This is a genomic window from Micromonospora cathayae (assembly GCF_028993575.1).
GTDB classification, from domain to species: Bacteria; Actinomycetota; Actinomycetes; order Mycobacteriales; family Micromonosporaceae; genus Micromonospora; species Micromonospora cathayae.
The window spans coordinates 5,343,113-5,360,392 of record NZ_CP118615.1; the positions used below are offsets into that span (position 1 = coordinate 5,343,113).

General features: G+C 72.1%; 12 protein-coding genes. 6 read left to right on the top strand and 6 right to left on the bottom strand.

Annotated features, from left to right (window positions below; genetic code table 11):
• The first annotated feature begins 181 nt into the window (after window positions 1-181).
• Entirely contained in the window at window positions 182-1,468 is a 1,287-nt protein-coding gene (locus PVK37_RS23835) for an activator-dependent family glycosyltransferase (RefSeq protein WP_275030002.1), read from the top strand.
• A gap of 410 nt (window positions 1,469-1,878) precedes the next feature.
• Here the strand turns inward: PVK37_RS23835 and PVK37_RS23840 are convergent, their stop codons facing one another.
• Both PVK37_RS23840 and PVK37_RS23845 read right to left on the bottom strand, forming a co-directional pair.
• Window positions 1,879-2,988: a DegT/DnrJ/EryC1/StrS family aminotransferase gene (locus PVK37_RS23840; protein WP_275030003.1), complete on the bottom strand. Its 1,110-nt coding sequence runs from the start codon at window positions 2,986-2,988 to the stop codon at window positions 1,879-1,881.
• A 97-nt stretch (window positions 2,989-3,085) separates the two neighbouring features.
• Window positions 3,086-4,492, bottom strand: a complete 1,407-nt coding sequence (locus PVK37_RS23845; RefSeq protein ID WP_275030004.1) for an NDP-hexose 2,3-dehydratase family protein — start codon at window positions 4,490-4,492, stop codon at window positions 3,086-3,088.
• Window positions 4,493-4,706: 214 nt separating this feature from the next.
• Between PVK37_RS23845 and PVK37_RS23850 the strand changes: the two genes are divergently transcribed.
• Window positions 4,707-6,059 (top strand): nucleotide sugar dehydrogenase, encoded by a 1,353-nt coding sequence (locus PVK37_RS23850; RefSeq protein ID WP_275030006.1) that lies wholly within the window; start codon window positions 4,707-4,709, stop codon window positions 6,057-6,059.
• 6 nt (window positions 6,060-6,065) lie between these two features.
• Window positions 6,066-7,076, top strand: a complete 1,011-nt coding sequence (locus tag PVK37_RS23855) for an NAD-dependent epimerase/dehydratase family protein (protein WP_275030007.1) — start codon at window positions 6,066-6,068, stop codon at window positions 7,074-7,076.
• A gap of 202 nt (window positions 7,077-7,278) precedes the next feature.
• Here the strand turns inward: PVK37_RS23855 and PVK37_RS23860 are convergent, their stop codons facing one another.
• Window positions 7,279-7,842, bottom strand: a complete 564-nt coding sequence (locus PVK37_RS23860) for a dihydrofolate reductase family protein (RefSeq protein ID WP_275030008.1) — start codon at window positions 7,840-7,842, stop codon at window positions 7,279-7,281.
• A 715-nt stretch (window positions 7,843-8,557) separates the two neighbouring features.
• Here PVK37_RS23860 and PVK37_RS23865 point away from each other — a divergent pair.
• On the top strand, window positions 8,558-8,890 hold the full coding sequence (locus PVK37_RS23865; RefSeq protein WP_275030010.1) for a YciI family protein: 333 nt from the start codon (window positions 8,558-8,560) through the stop codon (window positions 8,888-8,890).
• A 180-nt stretch (window positions 8,891-9,070) separates the two neighbouring features.
• On the top strand, window positions 9,071-10,681 hold the full coding sequence (locus tag PVK37_RS23870) for an MFS transporter (protein WP_275030012.1): 1,611 nt from the start codon (window positions 9,071-9,073) through the stop codon (window positions 10,679-10,681).
• A 182-nt stretch (window positions 10,682-10,863) separates the two neighbouring features.
• Here the strand turns inward: PVK37_RS23870 and PVK37_RS23875 are convergent, their stop codons facing one another.
• Window positions 10,864-13,434: a class I SAM-dependent methyltransferase gene (locus tag PVK37_RS23875; RefSeq protein ID WP_275030014.1), complete on the bottom strand. Its 2,571-nt coding sequence runs from the start codon at window positions 13,432-13,434 to the stop codon at window positions 10,864-10,866.
• A 298-nt stretch (window positions 13,435-13,732) separates the two neighbouring features.
• On the opposite strand from PVK37_RS23875, the gene PVK37_RS23880 reads away from it, so the two are divergent.
• Complete coding sequence (locus PVK37_RS23880) at window positions 13,733-15,139, top strand: multicopper oxidase family protein (RefSeq protein WP_275030015.1); 1,407 nt, start codon at window positions 13,733-13,735, stop codon at window positions 15,137-15,139.
• Between the two features lie 63 nt (window positions 15,140-15,202).
• On the opposite strand, the gene PVK37_RS23885 is transcribed toward PVK37_RS23880, so the two are convergent.
• Both PVK37_RS23885 and PVK37_RS23890 read right to left on the bottom strand, forming a co-directional pair.
• Window positions 15,203-15,886, bottom strand: a complete 684-nt coding sequence (locus PVK37_RS23885; protein WP_275030017.1) for a DUF2306 domain-containing protein — start codon at window positions 15,884-15,886, stop codon at window positions 15,203-15,205.
• Window positions 15,887-16,093: 207 nt separating this feature from the next.
• Entirely contained in the window at window positions 16,094-17,164 is a 1,071-nt protein-coding gene (locus PVK37_RS23890) for a DUF2855 family protein (RefSeq protein WP_275030019.1), read from the bottom strand.
• Window positions 17,165-17,280: the final 116 nt, after the last annotated feature.

Genomic DNA, 17,280 nt, shown 5'->3' on the forward strand with positions numbered 1-17,280 from the left:
GCGGGCGGGCCGCGCCGGCACGCCCACAGACATCGACGGCCCGCAATTCAAAAGACGATCGTGGCGACCCGGCGACGCCATACTGGGGGTCCGAGCGTCGGCTCCCTCTCCAGGGGCCCGAGGGGACGGCCCGCGCCTGGCCGGGGCGGCCGTCGCTGATCGCCTAGGTGGAAGGACGCCGATGCGGATTCTCTTCGTGACCAATCCCTTCCGGTCACACCTGTACATGCAGGTGCCCCTCGCGTGGGCGCTGCGCACCGCGGGCCACGAGGTGTACGTCGCCGGCCCGCCGGACGTGGCCGACGACATCGTCCGCACCGGGCTGGCCGGCATCGCGATCGGCGAGAGTCTCCGCCTCGAGGAGATGATGGCGCAGGCGGTGCCGGTCGAGGACCCGAGGGGACCGGCCGACCCGAGGGGCCAGCGCACCGGACGGTCGGTGCAGAGCGACTACGGCTGGGGTGATCCGCACGTCGAGTACGACGACTACGTCTCGGGCGTACGGCAGGTGTTCTTCCCGGACTCCACCACCGACGACCTGGTGGCCTTCGCCCGGTCCTGGCGGCCCGACCTGGTGATCGCCGACCCGACCGCCTTCCCGGCCGTGGTGGCCGCCCGGGCCGTCGGCGCGGCGCACGCCCGGATGCTGTTCGCCACCGACCGGACGGTCCAGCTGCGGCAAGCCTGCCGGCCCGGGTTCGACACCGCCGGCGACCCGCTGCGTGACTGGCTGGAGCCGATCATGCGGCGGTACGGCCAGGAGTTCGACGAAGCGGCGACGCTCGGCCAGTGGACCATCTCCCCCATGCCGACCTGGATCTGGCAGCCGGCGGGGGCGCACTACCTGCCGATGCGCAACGTGCCGTTCAACGGCCCCTCGGCCACCCCGCGGTGGGTGTTCGAGCCGCCGACCCGTCGACGGATCTGCATCACGCTGGGCATCTCGCACCGGGACGCCAAGATCGGCGGCGCGGTGTCGGCGCAGGCGCTCTTCGACGGGGTGGCCGACCTCGACGTCGAGGTGATCGCGACCCTCAACGCCCAGCAGCTCGACGGGATCACCGACATCCCGGACAACGTCCGCACCGTCGACTTCGTCCCGTTGAACGCGTTGCTGCCCACCTGCTCGGCGATCGTGCACGAGGGCGGGTCGGGCGGGCTGGCCGCCGCGCTGGAGGCCGGCGTACCGCAGGTCATCGTGCCCAACGACTTCAAGGTCGAGAAGTGGTGGGGCCCGATCACCATGGCGGACGGGCTGGAGGCGCGCGGCGTCGGGGTGTACGCGGCCAACGCCGGGCGGCTCACCGCCGACGTGCTGCGCGACGCCCTCAAGCGGGTGCTGGACGACCCGTCGTACGCGGCGAACGCGGCCCGGGTCCGCACCGAGGTGCAGGCGATGCCGAGCCCGAGCGACATCGTGCCGGTGTTGGAGAAGCTGACGCTCGAGTACCGCGCGCCCCGTCCCTGAGTCGGGCGGGCGCGCCGACAGTCGGACCCGTCCCGGGCGGCGCGGGTGCGGTCGCGTGGGGTTCCCGGTGGGTGAGTCCACCGGGGACCCCACGTCGGCGTCGCGCCCGGCCCGGGGTGACCGCCCGGTGAATCTGCCCCGGCACGTTCCGGCGGCCTTCCGTGGGCGGCCGGACGCGCCGGGCGCATCGGCCGGGCCGACTGCGGGACGGCCGGGCCGACTGCGGGACGGCCGGGCCGACTGCGGGACGGCCGGGACGAGCGGGCCGGGTGGCGGAACCGCCGGGACGGGAGCCGGCCGGCGCGGCCGGGCGCACCGGCGGGAGCAGCCCCGGGACGCCTCGACGCCCGCACCCGGACCGCGTCGGCGGGCGGTCGGGTACGGGCGTCGTGGGCGGCCGACGGGGATGATCAGCCGCGGGCGAGGATCTTGCGCAGGGTGGTGACGACCCGGTCCTGCAGGTCCACCGGCAGCGACGGGTACATCGGCAGGGAGAAGATCTCGTTCGCCGCCGCCTCGGTCACCGGCAGGTCCCCGGTGGCGTAGCCCAGGTGGGCGAACCCGGTCTGGGTGTGCACCGGCCACGGGTAGCTGATGTTGAAGTGGAAGTCGAACTCCTTGAGCGCCGCGAGGATCGCGTCCCGCTCGGGGTGCCGCACCACGTACACGTAGTAGACGTGGTCGTTGCCCGGGGCCACCTGCGGCAGCACCAGCCCGGTGTCGCCCAGCCCCTCGGCGTACCGCTGGGCGACCGCACGCCGGGCGGCGATGTAGTCGTCCAGCCGGCGCAGCTTACGGCGCAGGATCTCGGCGTGCACCTCGTCCAGCCGGGCGTTGTGCCCCGGCGTGCGGACCACGTAGTAGCGGTCCTCCATGCCGTAGTACCGCAGTCGGCGCAGGTTCTGCTCGACCTCGTCGGTGGAGGTGATCACCGCCCCGGCGTCGCCGTACGCGCCGAGGACCTTGGTGGGGTAGAACGAGAACGCGCCCGCGTCGCCGACCGTACCGGCCAGCCGGCCCTCGCGGCGCGCGCCGTGCGCCTGGGCGCAGTCCTCGACGATCTTCAGCCCGTGCTGCCGGGCCAGCCGCTCCAGCGGGGCGAGGTCGACGCACTGGCCGTACAGGTGCACCGGGAGCAGGCACCGGGTCCGCTCGGTGATGGCGGCGGCCACCTGGTCGGTGTCCATCAGGTACGTCACCGGGTCGATGTCGACGAAGACCGGCGTGGCGCCGACCCCGTCGATGGCCAGCACGGTCGGCGCGGCCGTGTTGGACACGGTGATCACCTCGTCGCCGGGGCCGACGCCGACGGCCTGGAGGGCGAGCTTGACGGCGTTGGTGCCGTTGTCGACCCCGACGCAGTGCGGCACCCCGTGGTAGCCGGCGAACTCCGCCTCGAAGCCGCGTACGCTCGCGCCGAGCATGAGCTGACCCGACCGGAAGACGGTGTCGACCGCGTCGAGGATCTCCTCGCGCTCGTTCTCGTACTCCCGCCGGTAGTCCCACACGTAGATCGCCATCGGTGCCCTCTCGCTCGTGTTCGTCAGGTGGTCGGCTGGTCCGGGACCAGGTTCGGGACGGGGTCCGGGCTCCGCCCTGCCCTGGGCCGGCGGCGGTTCACAGGCTGTTCAGGCAGAACAGCAGGGTCCTGAGCTCGATGCCGAGGTAGTAGCTGTGCCGTTGCAGCGCCAGCAACTGCCCGACGGTCACCCAGGCGAAGTCCGGCGGCACCCGCAGCGGGACGTCGTCGCCGGCCTCCACCACGAGGTAGCGGGTCTCGGCGTGCAGGAACCGCCCGCCCTCCTCGGACTGCACCACGTCGTAGCGGACCCGGTCGCCGGCCGACAGCACGTAGTCGAGGAACTCCGGGCGGCGGTGCGCCGGGGTGTCGGCGTAGTCGGCCATCATGAACCGGACGGTGGGGCCGAGTTCCACGGTGTCCCGGTAGCCGGGCAGCACCTCGGCGCGGACCAGGGCGTGCAGCCGGCCGCCGATGCGCCGGACCACCAGCGCGGCCAGGGCCAGGCCGTGCGGCGCCAGCAGCGGCTGCTTCCAGCTGGTCACCTCCCGGGTACGCGCGTGCACCCGCACCCCGACGATGCTGAAGTTCCCGGCCGACTCGGGGCGGATCCGCTCGGCGTCCCGCCGCCACCCCACCAGCGAGTTCAGCGGCACCAGCCGGGCCGACATCTCGTACTCGCTCTTGCGGCCGGTGAACCAGCTCAGGAGCTCGGTCATGGTGTGCCGGCCGCCGGACTCCGGGGCGGCGTCGGGCTCCCCCGCGGTGAGCGCGCCCAGCGTGGCCGGTACGGGCAGACAGCCCAGCGCCGTCCGGGCGTCCATGTTGATCACGTTGCGCCGCCGCAGCAGCCGGTGGATCTGCCCGAGGGTCAGCCAGCAGAAGTCCTCGTGGAGCGGCACCCCGTCGGTGACCTCGACCACGATGTTGCGGTTGCGCTTCAGGTGGAACCAGGCGCCCTGTTCGGACTGGAGGATGTCGACCAGGATCCGGCCCCGGCCCGGGTCGGTGAAGTACTCGACGTACCGGGCCGGCCGGCCCTGGTGCACCCGGGTGTAGTTGCTGGAGGTCGCCTGCACCGTCGGCGACAACTGCACCATGTCCGCGTTGCCGGGTTCCATCTTCGCCTGGAGCAGAAAGTGCAGGACGCCGTCGAATTCCTTGGCGATGATTCCGAGAATGGCGACGTCCCGCTGCACGAGAATGGGTTGCCACCACTGGCCGAGGTGCCCGTGGTTGGTGGTGACGTGCATTCCCTCGACCGTGAAGAACCGGCCACTGTAGTGTTCCAGGTTCCCCGTTCCGGCGGCGAACCGCCAGCCCTGCGGATCGGTCAGTTCGTCCAGGGTGACCAGGACGCTCTCGAAGGGCCGCTGTCGTTTCCCGGCCAGCCAGTCGTCGATGTCGGGGCTCACCGGCGACGTGGTCGTCCGGGCCGATTCGGCGATCCGGGCGGCTAGGTCGGCGGGCACGCCGAGGTCGGGCTGATGGAGTCGCGCAGGCACCGGAAGGCTCCCCTGGGAATCGACGGACTGCCGTACATCGTCGTACGTCGAAGTTTGTCGACGCACCTTCCACCGTGCGGTTGATCCAGACCGGACGAACCGACCGGCCGGCCGCCCGACAATGGTCAGCGCATGACAGGAGATGCGTCACCGCCGGTGGGGTCGGCAGGCTGATCGTGCGCCACCTGCGTCACATAACGGAAGTGGGTGACCCATGAAATTCTTGTCCGAACAGGGCGACAACACCTCGGCTGCGGTAATCGGAATGGGTTACGTCGGGTCGACCGTGGCGGCGGTCCTCGCCGGTGAGGGCGTCGACGTCGTCGGAATCGACGTCGACCCGACGCTGGTCGCCCAACTGGAGCGGCGGCACTGCCGGTTCAGCGAGCCGGGTCTGCCCGAGCTGCTCTTCGCCGGCCTCGACTCGGGTCGGCTGCGGGTCACCACCGACTACCGGGCGGTCGCCGACGTGGACGTGGTGATCATCGCCGTGGGTACCCCGGTGCGGGACACCACGCTGGTCGACACGTACCTGCGCGGCGCGTGCCGCGAGCTGGCCGACCACCTGCGCCCCGGTCAGCTGGTCATCGTCAAGAGCACGGTGCCGCCCGGCACGTCCCGGTCCCTGGTCGCCCCGCTGCTGGCCGGCGGTGGCCTGGTGCCCGGCGAGGACTTCGGGCTGGCCTTCTGCCCGGAGCGGCTCGCCGAGGGACAGGCCCTCCGCGAGCTACGGGAGTTCCCGATCATCGTCGGCGGATGGTGCGCCGACAGCACGGCCGCCGCCGGCGCGTTCTGGCAGCGGACCATCGGTGCCGAGATCATCCCCTGCGGGTCGCTGGAGAGCGCCGAGGTGATGAAGCTGGCGAGCAACTGGTGGATCGACCACAACATCGCCCTCGCCAACGAGCTGGCCAAGCTGTGCGGGGCGCTGGACGTCGACGTGCTGGAGGTGGTGAACGCCGCGAACACCATGCGCAAGGGCAGCGGGAACGTCAACATCCTGCTGCCCAGCGTCGGCGTGGGCGGGTCGTGCCTGACCAAGGACCCGTGGATGGTGTGGCGGTCGGCCCGCGACCACGGGATCGACCTGGCCACCGTGCCGGCCGCCCGCCAGGTGAACGACTCGATGCCGGCGTACACGGTGGACCTGATCACCGAGGAGCTGGGCCGGGCCGGGCGGGACCTGGCCGACGCGAAGGTCGCGGTGCTCGGCGTGGCGTTCAAGAACAACACCGGTGACCTGCGGGCCACCCCGGTGCTGCCGGTGGTGACGAAGCTGCGGCAGGGCGGGGCCGAGGTGGCGCTGTTCGACCCGCTCGCCGACGCCGCCGAGGTGGAGAAGCTCTTCGGCCTGGCCCCGACGGCGACGGCGCAGGAGGCGCTGGCCGGCGCGGACTGCGTGGCGGTGCTGGCGCGGCACGACGTGTTCGACGAGATCGACCTGGTCGCGCTGCGACCGTCCCTCGCGTCGTCCTGCGTGATCGTCGACGGTCGGGCCTACTATTCGCGCGAGACCATCGACCGGTTCCGGCGGCACGGTTTCGCCTACCGAGGAATCGGGAGGTAAGGGGTTATGGCACGGGTCGTGGTCACCGGAGGTTGCGGTTTCCTGGGCAGCCATCTGGTCGACGAACTCGTCCGGCGCGGTGACGAGGTCACCGTCTTCGACGGTGGCGCCCCGCCGCCCGACCAGGCACCCTCGTCGGCGGTCCGGTACGTGGCCGGCGACATCCGGTCGGCGGACGAGGTGGCCGAGGTGGTACGGGCCGGGGTGGACACCGTCTACCACCTGGCCGCGGTCGTCGGGGTGGACCGCTACCTCGACCGGCCGGTCGACGTCATCGACATCAACCTGCTCGGCACCCGCAACGTGCTGGACCTCGCCACCCGGGCGGGCGCGTCGGTCGTCGTCGCCAGCACCAGCGAGGTGTTCGGGAAGAACCCGGCGGTGCCGTGGCGGGAGGACGACGACCGGGTGCTGGGCAGCACCGCGATCGACCGCTGGTGCTACTCGTCCAGCAAGGCGCTGGCCGAGCACCTCACCTTCGCCTTCGTCCGGGACCGCGGGCTGCGGGCGGCGATCGTGCGGTACTTCAACGTGTACGGTCCCCGGCAGCGGCCGGCGTTCGTGGTCAGCCGGAGCGTCCACCGGGCGTTGAACGGGGAACCGCCGGTGGTGTACGACGACGGCGGCCAGACCAGGTGCTTCACGTACGTGCAGGACGCGATCGACGCCACGATCACCGTCGGCACCAGCGACCGGGCCCTCGGCGAGTGCTTCAACGTGGGCAGTTCGGTGGAGACCACGGTGGCCGAGGTCAGCAACCTGGTCGCCGAGCTGACCGGGGTCGGCCCGACCGTCCCGATCGAGACCCGGGAGCTGCTCGGCGAGCGGTACCAGGACCTGCGTCGGCGGGTGCCGGACACCCGCAAGATCCAGGAGACGCTGGGCTGGCGGTGCGCGACGGACCTGCGGACCGGGCTCACCAGGACCATCGGGTGGGCCCGGGAGAACCCGTGGTGGCTGGCCCAGCCGGACAGCGGCGCCCGGCCGGACAGCGGCCTGGCCGCCACGCCCGCCTGATCCCGTACGCCCCTGCGGCGGCGGCCACGCCCTGCCCGGGGCCGGCCGCCGCCGCGGGTGCGTGCGCGGCGGCGGCCGGACCGCCCCACGACCAGCGGGACAGGACCAGCAGGACAGCCCCACGCGACCAGCGGGACAGCCGCACCGCCAGCGGGACGCCGTCGGGACCGGCCGCACAGGCTCGGGGACCGGCCGGACCGCCTCAGGACCGGTGCGGCGCGAGGTGCAGGGCGGTGATCCCGCACTCGAAGGGTTGCGCGGCGACGAGACGGAACCGTTGGTACGCGCCGAGGTCGGCGAAGACCGGCATGCCGGCGCCCAGCGCGACCGGATTGACGAACAGGTGCAGCTCGTCGAGGAGTTCCCGGCCGATGAGGTCGGCGACCAACGTGCCGCCACCGTAGGCGATCAGGTCCCCGCCCGGCCCGGCCTTGAGCCGGTGCACGATCTCGGCGAGGTCACCGCCGGCGACGACGGTGTTCTCCCACGGTGACTCGGTCAGCGTGTTCGAGACGACGACCTTCGGCGTTTCGTTGATCTTGTCGATGTCGGCGGCGGGTTCGTTCGCCGGTCGGGCCGCCCAGTGCGGGATGAACCCCTCGGCGAGCCGGCGACCCAGCACGATGCAGTCGACCGGCTCGGTGATCGCCTTGACGTAGGCGTTGACGTCCTCGGTCCACGGATGCGTCATCCAACTCGTCTCACCGCTCGGACTGGCCAGGTAACCGTCGACGCTGGTCTGGACCTGGAGCTTGAACTTACGCACGACGCACTGATTCCTCTCGGGCTCCGGGGTGGTCTCGAATGTCCTTCCGACGGTGACGCGGCTGCCGCTGACCGGAGAACCGGCCACCATGCGCCGCTGACCGGGACAACCGGCCGCGACGCCCGGTTCGAGCCGGACCGGCCGTTTCGCACGCACGGCCGCGCGACCCGGCGACGCCCCCGTCACATACGGCGTGACCTGCCCTGTCGCCAAGCATGAGGGTGCTGGGGAGGGTGCCGCCCGCCCCTCATCGTCTCAACGAAGAGGGCGTTGTCCGGCGACCGTCCGACGGAGTGTCGACGCCATTTTTCGCGGATTCGGCCGGGCTCCTCCGCCCCTTTCCCGCCCGATTCCGGAATGCGAATCCGTCGCACGATCGAGCTGCCGGCACGCGGTAGGTTCCGGCTGGTCGTGGTAGTTCGAGTCGGCCGGCGCTCCGAGGGCCGGACACCGCGAGCCGTCCGGTGCCGGGGTCGCCGCGTACCGCGATTTCCTCGCCCGCGCCGGGGGCAAGGACCGGGTCGAGCGGGCCGGCCGGGCGGCCGGGCGGCGCGGGCGGCGGCCCGGGACCGGCGTGTCCGGCACGCACGGAGACGCTTCGGCGGAAATTCCTCGCACTGTCTGCCGGTCCGTTGTCGAAAGTGGGCCGGCCCGATCGTCGGCCTAAGTGGAGACCCCTCCAACCGCAGTGCCAACTGGTTGAAAGGAGAGCCTCATGGCTCAGTACGCGATCATGATCTTCGAGCGGGACACCCCGGGTGGCTGGGCGGACCTGCCCGAGGAGGTCCTGGAGGCGCACGGCCGCTTCCCGGGGCAGATCGAGGAGCTCGGCGGCAAGATCGTCAACGGCTTCGCCCTGGAGCCGGGTGGCACCGCCACCAAGATCCGTGGCGACGTGGTCGCCGACGGCCCGTTCGTGGACTCCCCGGAGGTCCTCGGCGGCTTCTTCGTGATCGAGGCCCGCGACCTCGACCACGCCCTGTCCATCGCCAAGCTGACGCCGATCCACAACGGTGGCGTCGAGGTCCGGCCGCTGCTCTCGGAGTGACCGGCCGACCCTGAGCAGGTCGTCACGTGCGCTCTCGTGGTCGACGGAAGGGGGCCGACGCCGTCCGGCGTACGCCACGTCCCCGACCCGGGAGCGCCGTGTCGTATCCGCAGCACCACCCTGGCCGGGGCGGCGCTCCGACCGGCACCACCGCACATGTGACACCACGAAAGGAACACGATGGATACGAACACAGAGGACGACCCGAACGCCCTCGCCGGCCGCAGGGAGTGGCTGGGGCTCATCGTCCTGGTCCTGCCGGCACTGCTGCTGTCGGTCGACCTGACGGTGCTGTTCCTCGCCCTGCCGCACCTGGCCGAGGATCTCGCGCCGAGCGCCACCCAGTCGCTGTGGATCATGGACATCTACGGCTTCCTGCTCGCGGGTTTCCTGGTCACCATGGGTACCCTCGGCGACCGGGTCGGGCGGCGGAAGCTGCTGCTGATCGGTGGCGCCTTCTTCGGCGTCGCCTCGGTGATCGCGGCCTACTCCACCAGCGCGGAGATGCTCATCGCCTCCCGGGCGCTGCTGGGCATCGCCGGCGCGACCCTCGCGCCGTCCACGTTGGCCCTGATCACCAACATGTTCAAGAACCCGAAGCAGCGGGCCACCGCCATCGCGGTGTGGACCGGCTGTTTCGTGGGCGGCGGCATCCTGGGCCCGATCATCGGTGGCGTCATGCTGTCGTCGTTCTGGTGGGGTTCGGTGCTGCTGCTGGCGGTGCCGGTCATGCTGCTGCTGCTGGTCGCCGGCCCGGCGCTGCTGCCCGAGTACAAGAACCCGAACACCGGCCGCCTCGACCCGCTGAGCGTGGCGCTCTCGCTGCTGACCATCCTGCCGTTCATCTACGGCATCAAGGAGTTCGCCCGCGACGGCCTGGAGCTGCGGCCGATCATCGCGGTGGTCGCCGCCGTGGTCTTCGGGGTGCTGTTCGTCCGCCGGCAGAGCCGGCTGACCGACCCGCTGCTCGACCTCGGCCTGTTCAAGATCGCCCTGCTCCGCAACGACCTGGTCCTCGGCTCGCTGGTCGGCATCATCACCGGCGGTAGCCTGCTGCTGGTCAACCTGCAGATCCAGATGGTCGAGGGGCTCTCGCCGTGGAAGACGGGGCTGTGGCTGGTGCCCGGCGCGCTCGCCACGCTGGTCGGCATCGGCATCAGCACCGGGCTGTCCCAGAAGATCCGCCCCGGCGCCCTGATGGCGGGCGGGCTCGTGGTGTCGGCCATCGGCTACGCCGTGCTCTCCCAGGTCCCGGCCGAGAACGGCCTGACGCTGGTGGTGATCGGCTCGGTGCTGGCCCAGGCCGGCCTCGGCCCGGTCGTCGCGTTGGGGTACAACATCCTGGTCAACGCCGCCCCGCCGGACAAGACCGGTTCGGCGTCGGCGCTGTCGGAGACCAGCGGTGAGTTCGGCGTCGCGGCCGGTATCGGGATCCTGGGCAGCATCGGCACGGCCGTCTACCGGAACGAGATCAACGTCCCGGCCGACCTGCCGGCCGAGGCGGCCACCACCGCCCGGGAGAGCATCGCCAACGCGATCGCGGTGGCCGGCGAACTCTCCGGGCCGTCCGCCAACGACCTGGTCACCTCGGCCCGCGAGGCGTTCACCTCCGGGCTGAACCTGGTGGCCACGCTCGCCGGTGTGCTGTTCCTCGTGTTCGCCGTGCTCGCCTGGCAGTGGTTCAAGCACCTGCCGCCGACCGGCGAGGAGAACGCCTCGGGCGCCGAGCCGACCGAGCCGGCCGCCACGGACACACCCGATCCGGTCGAGCCAGGGCCGGCCCGGACCTGACGGTGACCGGCCACGACCGAGCCGCGGCTCGCGTCCCGGGGACGGTGGCGACACCGGTCCCGCACGCGAACCGCGGCTCGGGGTCGTTCCGGCGGTGCCCCGGCGGGCCGCCGCCCGGCCGGTGCGGAGTCGACCACGCGCCGGCCGGGCGGCGGAAGCCGGGCCCGGGCCGGCCGGGCGGCTCAGCGACGCTGGTAGCGCCCCGTGGTCCAGGCGATGTTCAGGCCGTTCGCCGTGCCGGCCGGGCCGGCCATCAGCTCGGGCAGCACCAGCCGGCTCATCAGGTACCGGATCAGGTCGGTCCGCAGGCCGGGGTCGGTGACCTCGGCGAGATACTCGGACTGGTTCGCCGGCACCAGCGCGGTCAACAGGCTCTCCTCGGCGAGCAGCTCGTCGGTGCGTCGCCGGGTCCGGCCGGCGAAATGCGGGGCCAGGGCCGACTCGACCGACGCCACGGTACGTGGACTCGGCAGGATCCGCCGGTCGGCCCGCCGCTGCGCCTCGGCCCGCGTGGCGGGACGTACGGCGGCCACCGCGGCCCGGACCACCGGCGGCAGGGCGTCCGGGTCGGCGCTGTCCAGCGCCGCGAGCCAGTACCGCCGCAGCAACCGGTTCGGATCGTGGAACAGCACCGCGTACCTGGTCGCCGGGTCCAGGTCGGGTGCGCTGAAGGTCAGCACCCCACCGGGCCGCAGCACCTCGGCGATCGAGGCGGCGGCGTGCCGCATGGCGTCCCCGCTGAGCAGGTGGAAGACCATGTTGGCGACCACCACGTCCACCGCGAGGCCACCGGTGACCTCCGACAGCGGTCGGAACCGTCCGGCCGGGTCACGCAGCGCGTGGAACCGGGTGTACGGGACGTCCCGCAGCAGCGCGAAGCCCTGCGCGAACCACGGTGTCGGAATGTCCACCACGTGCAGTTCCAGGGTGGCTCCCCGCTCGGCGAGACGTTCCTCGATCCGGTGCGCGGCCAGGGCGCGGACCAGTTCCAGGGAGGCCAGCCCGGTCCCGGCGCCGTAGTCGAGCACCCGTACCGCCTCCCCGGGACGGACCTGGGGGATGCGGGCCTCGACCGCCCGGAGCGCGTCGTGCACCACCTCGCCGGTGGCACCGGCCGCCCAGCCGCGCGGCCGGTTCAGGTCACCGTCGACGTAGAGCAGCTCGTGCAGCCGGACCCCGTCGGTCAGGTCGGTCTCCGGCGCCGGCTGCCAGGTGTCCTGGCGTACCGCCGGGGTGAACCGGGGGGTCGGCCGCACCGGCGTGAGCCGGTTCAGCGACACCGCGACGAACGGCCGGGAGGTCGGGTAGCGGCGCTCCAGGTGGCCGCTCGGCTCGAACCCGGCCAGTCGGCAGCACTGCAGGAACGACTGGTACTCCACCGGGTACTGGTGGGACAGCCCGTGGTAGGCGTCGAAGGCGACCGAGTGCAGCGCGCCGAGGTGCCGCCGGGTGACCTGCGGGGCCACGCAGTGCGCCTCGATCACCACCATCCCGTGCCGGCCGACGTGCGGCTGCCACCGGCTCAGGTGGGCCACCAGGTCGGCCTCCACGTCGACGGCGCTCAGCGGGGACCCGTCCGGGGCCACGTACGCGCCGCTGGCCAGGCCGGGCACCGAGGCACGCGGGCCACCGCCGAGGTACGTGCGGTCGTGGTCGATGAACGACCGGATGTGCAGTCCGTCGGTCATGTCGAGGCCGTGCGCGGCGAGCTGCCCACGTAGCGCGGCCGGGTCGCCGATCTCACCGATCAGCAGGATCGGGTCGCGGACGCCGGCCGCCTCCAGCACCTCCCGCGCGGTGTCCAGCGCGACCGGGCTGACGTCGATGCCGACGTAGCGGATGTCGTCGCCGAACATGCCGTGCAGGTGCGCCAGCCAGCTACCGTCGCCGCAGCCCATGTCGGCGATGAACGCCGGCCGGGACGGGCCGGCGAAGATGTCCCGGAACACCGGGTCGGCGTCGGCGAAGTACCGCCGGTGGGCCGCCGCGCTGGCCTGCACGTTGAGCTGCCGTTCGCAGTGCCACTCCCCCGCGCCGGGGCTGACGACGAGGTCGCCCCGGCAGAGCTGCGGCAGCCGGGACAGCATCGGCAGGTACGAGCCGACCATGCCCAGGTGGTCGACGAAGGCCAGGCCGGCGTTCCCCCACGGGGTCCACCGGTGGGCCGGGTCGAGCCAGCCGAGCGCGGTCAGCAGGCGGGCGGTCTCCCCGTCCGGGGAGTCCAGCCGGCCGGCGCCGCGCAGCGCCAGCAGGGCGGGCACCGCCAACGCGCCGTCCAGGTGGGCCACGGCCAGGTCGGTGGGGTCGAGGCCCCGCCGCCAGTCCAGGTGGGCGTCGACCAGGGCGGTGAAGGTGTCGCCGGTGGCACCGTCCCAGGGGGCCGCCCAGCAGCCCGGGTCGGTCCGGTCGAAGCGGGCCAGGAACTCGCCGGCGGCGAGGTACCGGTCCCGGTGGCGCAGCGCGGCCCGGCCGGCGGGTGTCCAGTCGGCCCCGGAGTCGTCCCCGGTCAGCCAGCCGGCGGCGGCCAGGCACCGCCAGGCGACCCGCAGGTAGCCGTTGTCGTCCGGGCGGCGCGGCGGCGTCCCGCCGTCGAGCAGGCCGAGCGCGTCCAGCGCCCGTACCGTCGCGGCCAGCATGACGCCGTCCTGGAAGAGGAAGGCGGTGCGGCGCAGCGCCTCCCGGTCCACCAGGGCACCGGTTCCCGGATCCGCCGGGGGTGGGGCGATGAGCGTGTGGGTGGGTTCGAGACCCATATGTCAACCTCCAACTGACGACCGTTGACGTACGGGCCACCGCGTTGATCGCCAACGTCGGTCATCGGAGTCGCCGTCACGGTGCGCCCATCGTGGAGGCCGACGCCATGGGCGGGCATCTTCGTCGTTGCCGTCGGTCCCACACCGGTACCGACCAACGAGAAGAGAGCATTTTGGAAGAGATACCGACCGGTTCGTGATGAGACGATGCGGTGCGGCTTCCCGCGCGCGCGGGAGAGTACCTGCTGCCCGCCTCGTTACGCGAGGTCGGTCAATCCTGCCCACTGATGGGAGATCCATGCCGAACCGGCGACACTTCCTGGCGCTCGGCGTCACCACCGGCTCCATGCTCGCCGCAGGCGTCATGCACCGGGCCGCGGCCAGCCCCACGGCCGAGCCGACCACCGCGGACCAGCCGTTCTCGGTGCCGATGCCCGTACCGGTCACCAAGCGGCCGACCCGCACCGTGCGGGGCACCGACCTGTACCGGATGGCGATCAAGCCGGCCCGGGTGGAGATCCTGCCCGGCAAGACCACCGCGGTGTACAGCTACGACGGCCAGTTCCTCGGGCCCACCATCCGGGCCGACCTCGGCCGGCCGGTGAAGGTGGAGTTCACCAACCAGCTCGACCACCCCGCCAACGTGCACCTGCACGGCGGGCACGTCGCGGCGGACAGCGACGGCTTCCCGATGGACGTCATCGAGCCCGGCCAGTCGCGGACGTACAACTACCCGAACCTCCAGCGTGGCGCGACGTTGTGGTATCACGACCACGCGCACCACATGGAGGCCGAGCACGTCTTCCGGGGCCTGCACGGCTTCTACCTGATCGAGGACGGCTCCTCGGCCCGCCTCGGCCTGCCCACCGGCGCGTACGACGTGCCGATCATGTTCCGGGACGTGCAGTTCGACGAGAACGGTGAGCTGCTCTACCAGATCGAGCGGGACACCATCCTGACCAACGGCAAGGTGCAGCCGTTCTTCCGGGTGGGCACCCGCCGCTACCGGTTCCGGCTGCTCAACGCCTCCACCGAGAAGGGCTTCGACCTGGTCCTCGGCGACGGCGAGCCGATGACCCAGATCGCCTCGGACGGCGGCCTGCTGCCGGCCCCGCTGCCCCGGACGCTGGTGCGGCTGTCGGCCGGCGAGCGGCAGGAGGTCGTGATCGACTTCGCCCGGTACCCGGTGGGCACGCAGTTGGTGCTCAACGACGCCCGCAGCGGCGTCCCGGTGCTCCGGTTCGACGTGGTCCGCCAGGAGGCCAACCGCCGCCGGATGCCCACCACGCTGGTTCCGCTGCCGCCGATGCCGCGCGCGACGAGGGAGCGCGACGTCGACTTCAGCTTCGACCTGAGTGGGTTCCCGGTCGGCCAGGTCAACGGCAAGCCGTACGACCCGGACCGGGTGGACTTCACCATCAAGCGGGGCAGCACGGAGATCTGGCGGATCCACAACAGCGACCCCGACGGCATCGACCACAACTTCCACCTGCACATGACGCACTTCCGGGTGCTCGACCGGGACGGTGCGCCGCCGCTGCCGGAGGACGCCGGGCTCAAGGACACCATCTACGTGCCGGCCGGCGCCCGCAACATCCGGGTGCAGGCGCACTTCCCGCGCTACACCGGCAAGTACGTGTTCCACTGCCACTTCCTGGAGCACTCCTCCATCGGCATGATGGCCACCATGGAGATCGTGCCCTGATCCGACCGGTGCCGCGCCCGGGAATCCGGGCGCGGCACCGTCGTGTCCGTCAGCGGTCGGCGGTCAGCGGACCGGTCGACCGGCGGTCCGGTAGAGCCACCACTGCACCGCCATCAGGTTGCCCACCCAGCCGACCCAGCGGGCCGCCTCGAGGTAGTAGTTCCCGTCGATCTCGAACGGCAGCTGCATACCGACCATCACGATGATCGAACCCCAGAAGTTGTTCATCACCATGGCGAAGGCGTACAGCATGAACCGGCGGTGCTCGGCGTAGCGCCGCTGCCGGATCCGGATGTAGCCGATGACGCTGAACGTGATCCAGAGCAGCGTCGCGATGGTGACGCCGAGCTTCCCCACCGGCGGGGCGAACGGCACGATGATCAGCCCGAGCGCGCCGGCGATCAGGGTGGTCACCACGTACACCCGGCCGCCCCAGCGGTGCACCGCCGGGTAGGTCCGGCGCAGCCACGGCCACACCTGGAAGATCGCGGTAAGCAGCGCGATGGTGGCGACCCCGATGTGCGCGATCAGCGCCGGGTAGTAGAGCGAGAAGCCCTCGTGCGGCATCAGCGGCGCCGTTTCCCGGTTCAGGTACGGCAGCGCGGTGATGGCGATGTAGATGACGGAGAAGATGAACAGCGGCACGATCCAGGGACGCCGCCACAGCGGCTTCTTTCCTTCCGGGGGACGTCCCGGCCTGATCCGTGGCGTGGTGGGTGCGTCGATGCGGTCGAGGTTCTGGGTCACGGTGGTTCCTTCGTGTCGAGCGGGCCGTCGGACGCTGCCGCCGCGCATCCCGCAACCGGTCCCGGGGGGCTCCGTGGCGTGCCGGGTTCGACGGCACCGCTGGTCCACGCCGGTTTGGGAGTCAGCCTCACACCGGTCAACCGGGCCGGCACCTCTCAAATTGCCCTTTGTCGTTCCCCTCCCCGGGACCGTCCGCTGATCGGACGCTCAGCCGATCACGACCGTGGCGACCTGCGGTGACGCCGACCCGCGCAGCGCGTCGAGGAACGCCGCGGCGGCGGCCTCCGGCCCCCGCCGCCGGTCCACCCGGAGCCAGTCCGTGGTGGACCGCAGGAACCGCTCCTCGGCGGCGGCGTACCGGGCGTGGTGGCGGTCGGCGCCCTCGGCGGCCCGCGCCTTCTGCTCCACGTCCGGGGTGAAGAAGATCTCCGGTGCCGGGCCGGGCAGCTCGGGCAGCTCCATGGTGCCGCCGGCGTGGGTGTAGCCGACCTGGGCGGTGTGCACCAGGCCGGGCGCGAGGTGTCCGCACTGGTCCGCCAGCGCCGCCGGCTGACCGGTGAAGTCGAGCAGCACGGTCGAGGTCCGGGCGGGCAGGGTGGACACCTCGTCGTAGGTCAGCACCCGGTCGTAGAGGCCCAGGCCGGTGACGAAGTCCCGGTGCCGGGCGGCGGTGAGCCCGACCAGCTCCAGTGGACGGTCGTCGCGCAGCCGCTCGGCCAGGCCCAGCGCGGTACGGCTCGACGCGCTGCTCACCACGGCCCGCGCCACGCCGGCCGCGCCGTGCTCGACGAGGAAGTCGGCGAGCGCGAACGACGCCGGGTACAGCGGCCGGACCAGGGTACGGAGGTCGTCGAGTTCGTCGGGGACCTCACCGAGCGGGTAGGTGCGGTACCAGTCGTGCAGGAAGGCCCGTTGCGGCGCGGCGTCGACGAATCCCCGGTCGGTCGGGGTGATCCAGGTGGTGTGGTGGCTGGACATCGGCAGGAAGCCGAAGTAGCGGGTGCCGACGGCGACATCGGGGTGCCGGGACGCCTCGGCCCGCGCGTACCCCCAGACCGGCACCCGGGCGTACCCGTCGGCGGCTGGGAACACGTCGAAGAACGGCAGCTCCGAGTCGCCCAGCCGGGCGTAGGTGACGTTGTTGGCGGTGACCGCGAACTTCTCGACGGCCAGCCGTACCTGGCCGGGCTCGAGCGGTTCGGTCGAGCCGGCGCGCACCTCGGTGACCGTCGGGTCGTCGCGGCGGACCAGCACCTCCCAGCAGTCCTGTGCGGACACGGCATCTCCTCCAGGTGGTCGGGGGCACTGCGCCCAGCCTCGTGCCGGGCGTGTGTCCACGGCATCTTCCGGATTGCGGCGCGCCCCGGGCGGGGTCCGGACGCACCGCAGACGGC

What these genes read in the sequence shown, in the direction of transcription:
- PVK37_RS23835 (WP_275030002.1), top strand. Translation starts at nt 182, where the DNA reads ATGCGGATTCTCTTCGTGACCAATCCCTTCCGGTCACACCTGTACATG.
- PVK37_RS23840 (WP_275030003.1), bottom strand. Translation starts at nt 2,988, where the DNA reads ATGGCGATCTACGTGTGGGACTACCGGCGGGAGTACGAGAACGAGCGC.
- PVK37_RS23850 (WP_275030006.1), top strand. Translation starts at nt 4,707, where the DNA reads ATGAAATTCTTGTCCGAACAGGGCGACAACACCTCGGCTGCGGTAATC.
- PVK37_RS23855 (WP_275030007.1), top strand. Translation starts at nt 6,066, where the DNA reads ATGGCACGGGTCGTGGTCACCGGAGGTTGCGGTTTCCTGGGCAGCCAT.
- PVK37_RS23865 (WP_275030010.1), top strand. Translation starts at nt 8,558, where the DNA reads ATGGCTCAGTACGCGATCATGATCTTCGAGCGGGACACCCCGGGTGGC.
- PVK37_RS23870 (WP_275030012.1), top strand. Translation starts at nt 9,071, where the DNA reads ATGGATACGAACACAGAGGACGACCCGAACGCCCTCGCCGGCCGCAGG.
- PVK37_RS23875 (WP_275030014.1), bottom strand. Translation starts at nt 13,434, where the DNA reads ATGGGTCTCGAACCCACCCACACGCTCATCGCCCCACCCCCGGCGGAT.
- PVK37_RS23880 (WP_275030015.1), top strand. Translation starts at nt 13,733, where the DNA reads ATGCCGAACCGGCGACACTTCCTGGCGCTCGGCGTCACCACCGGCTCC.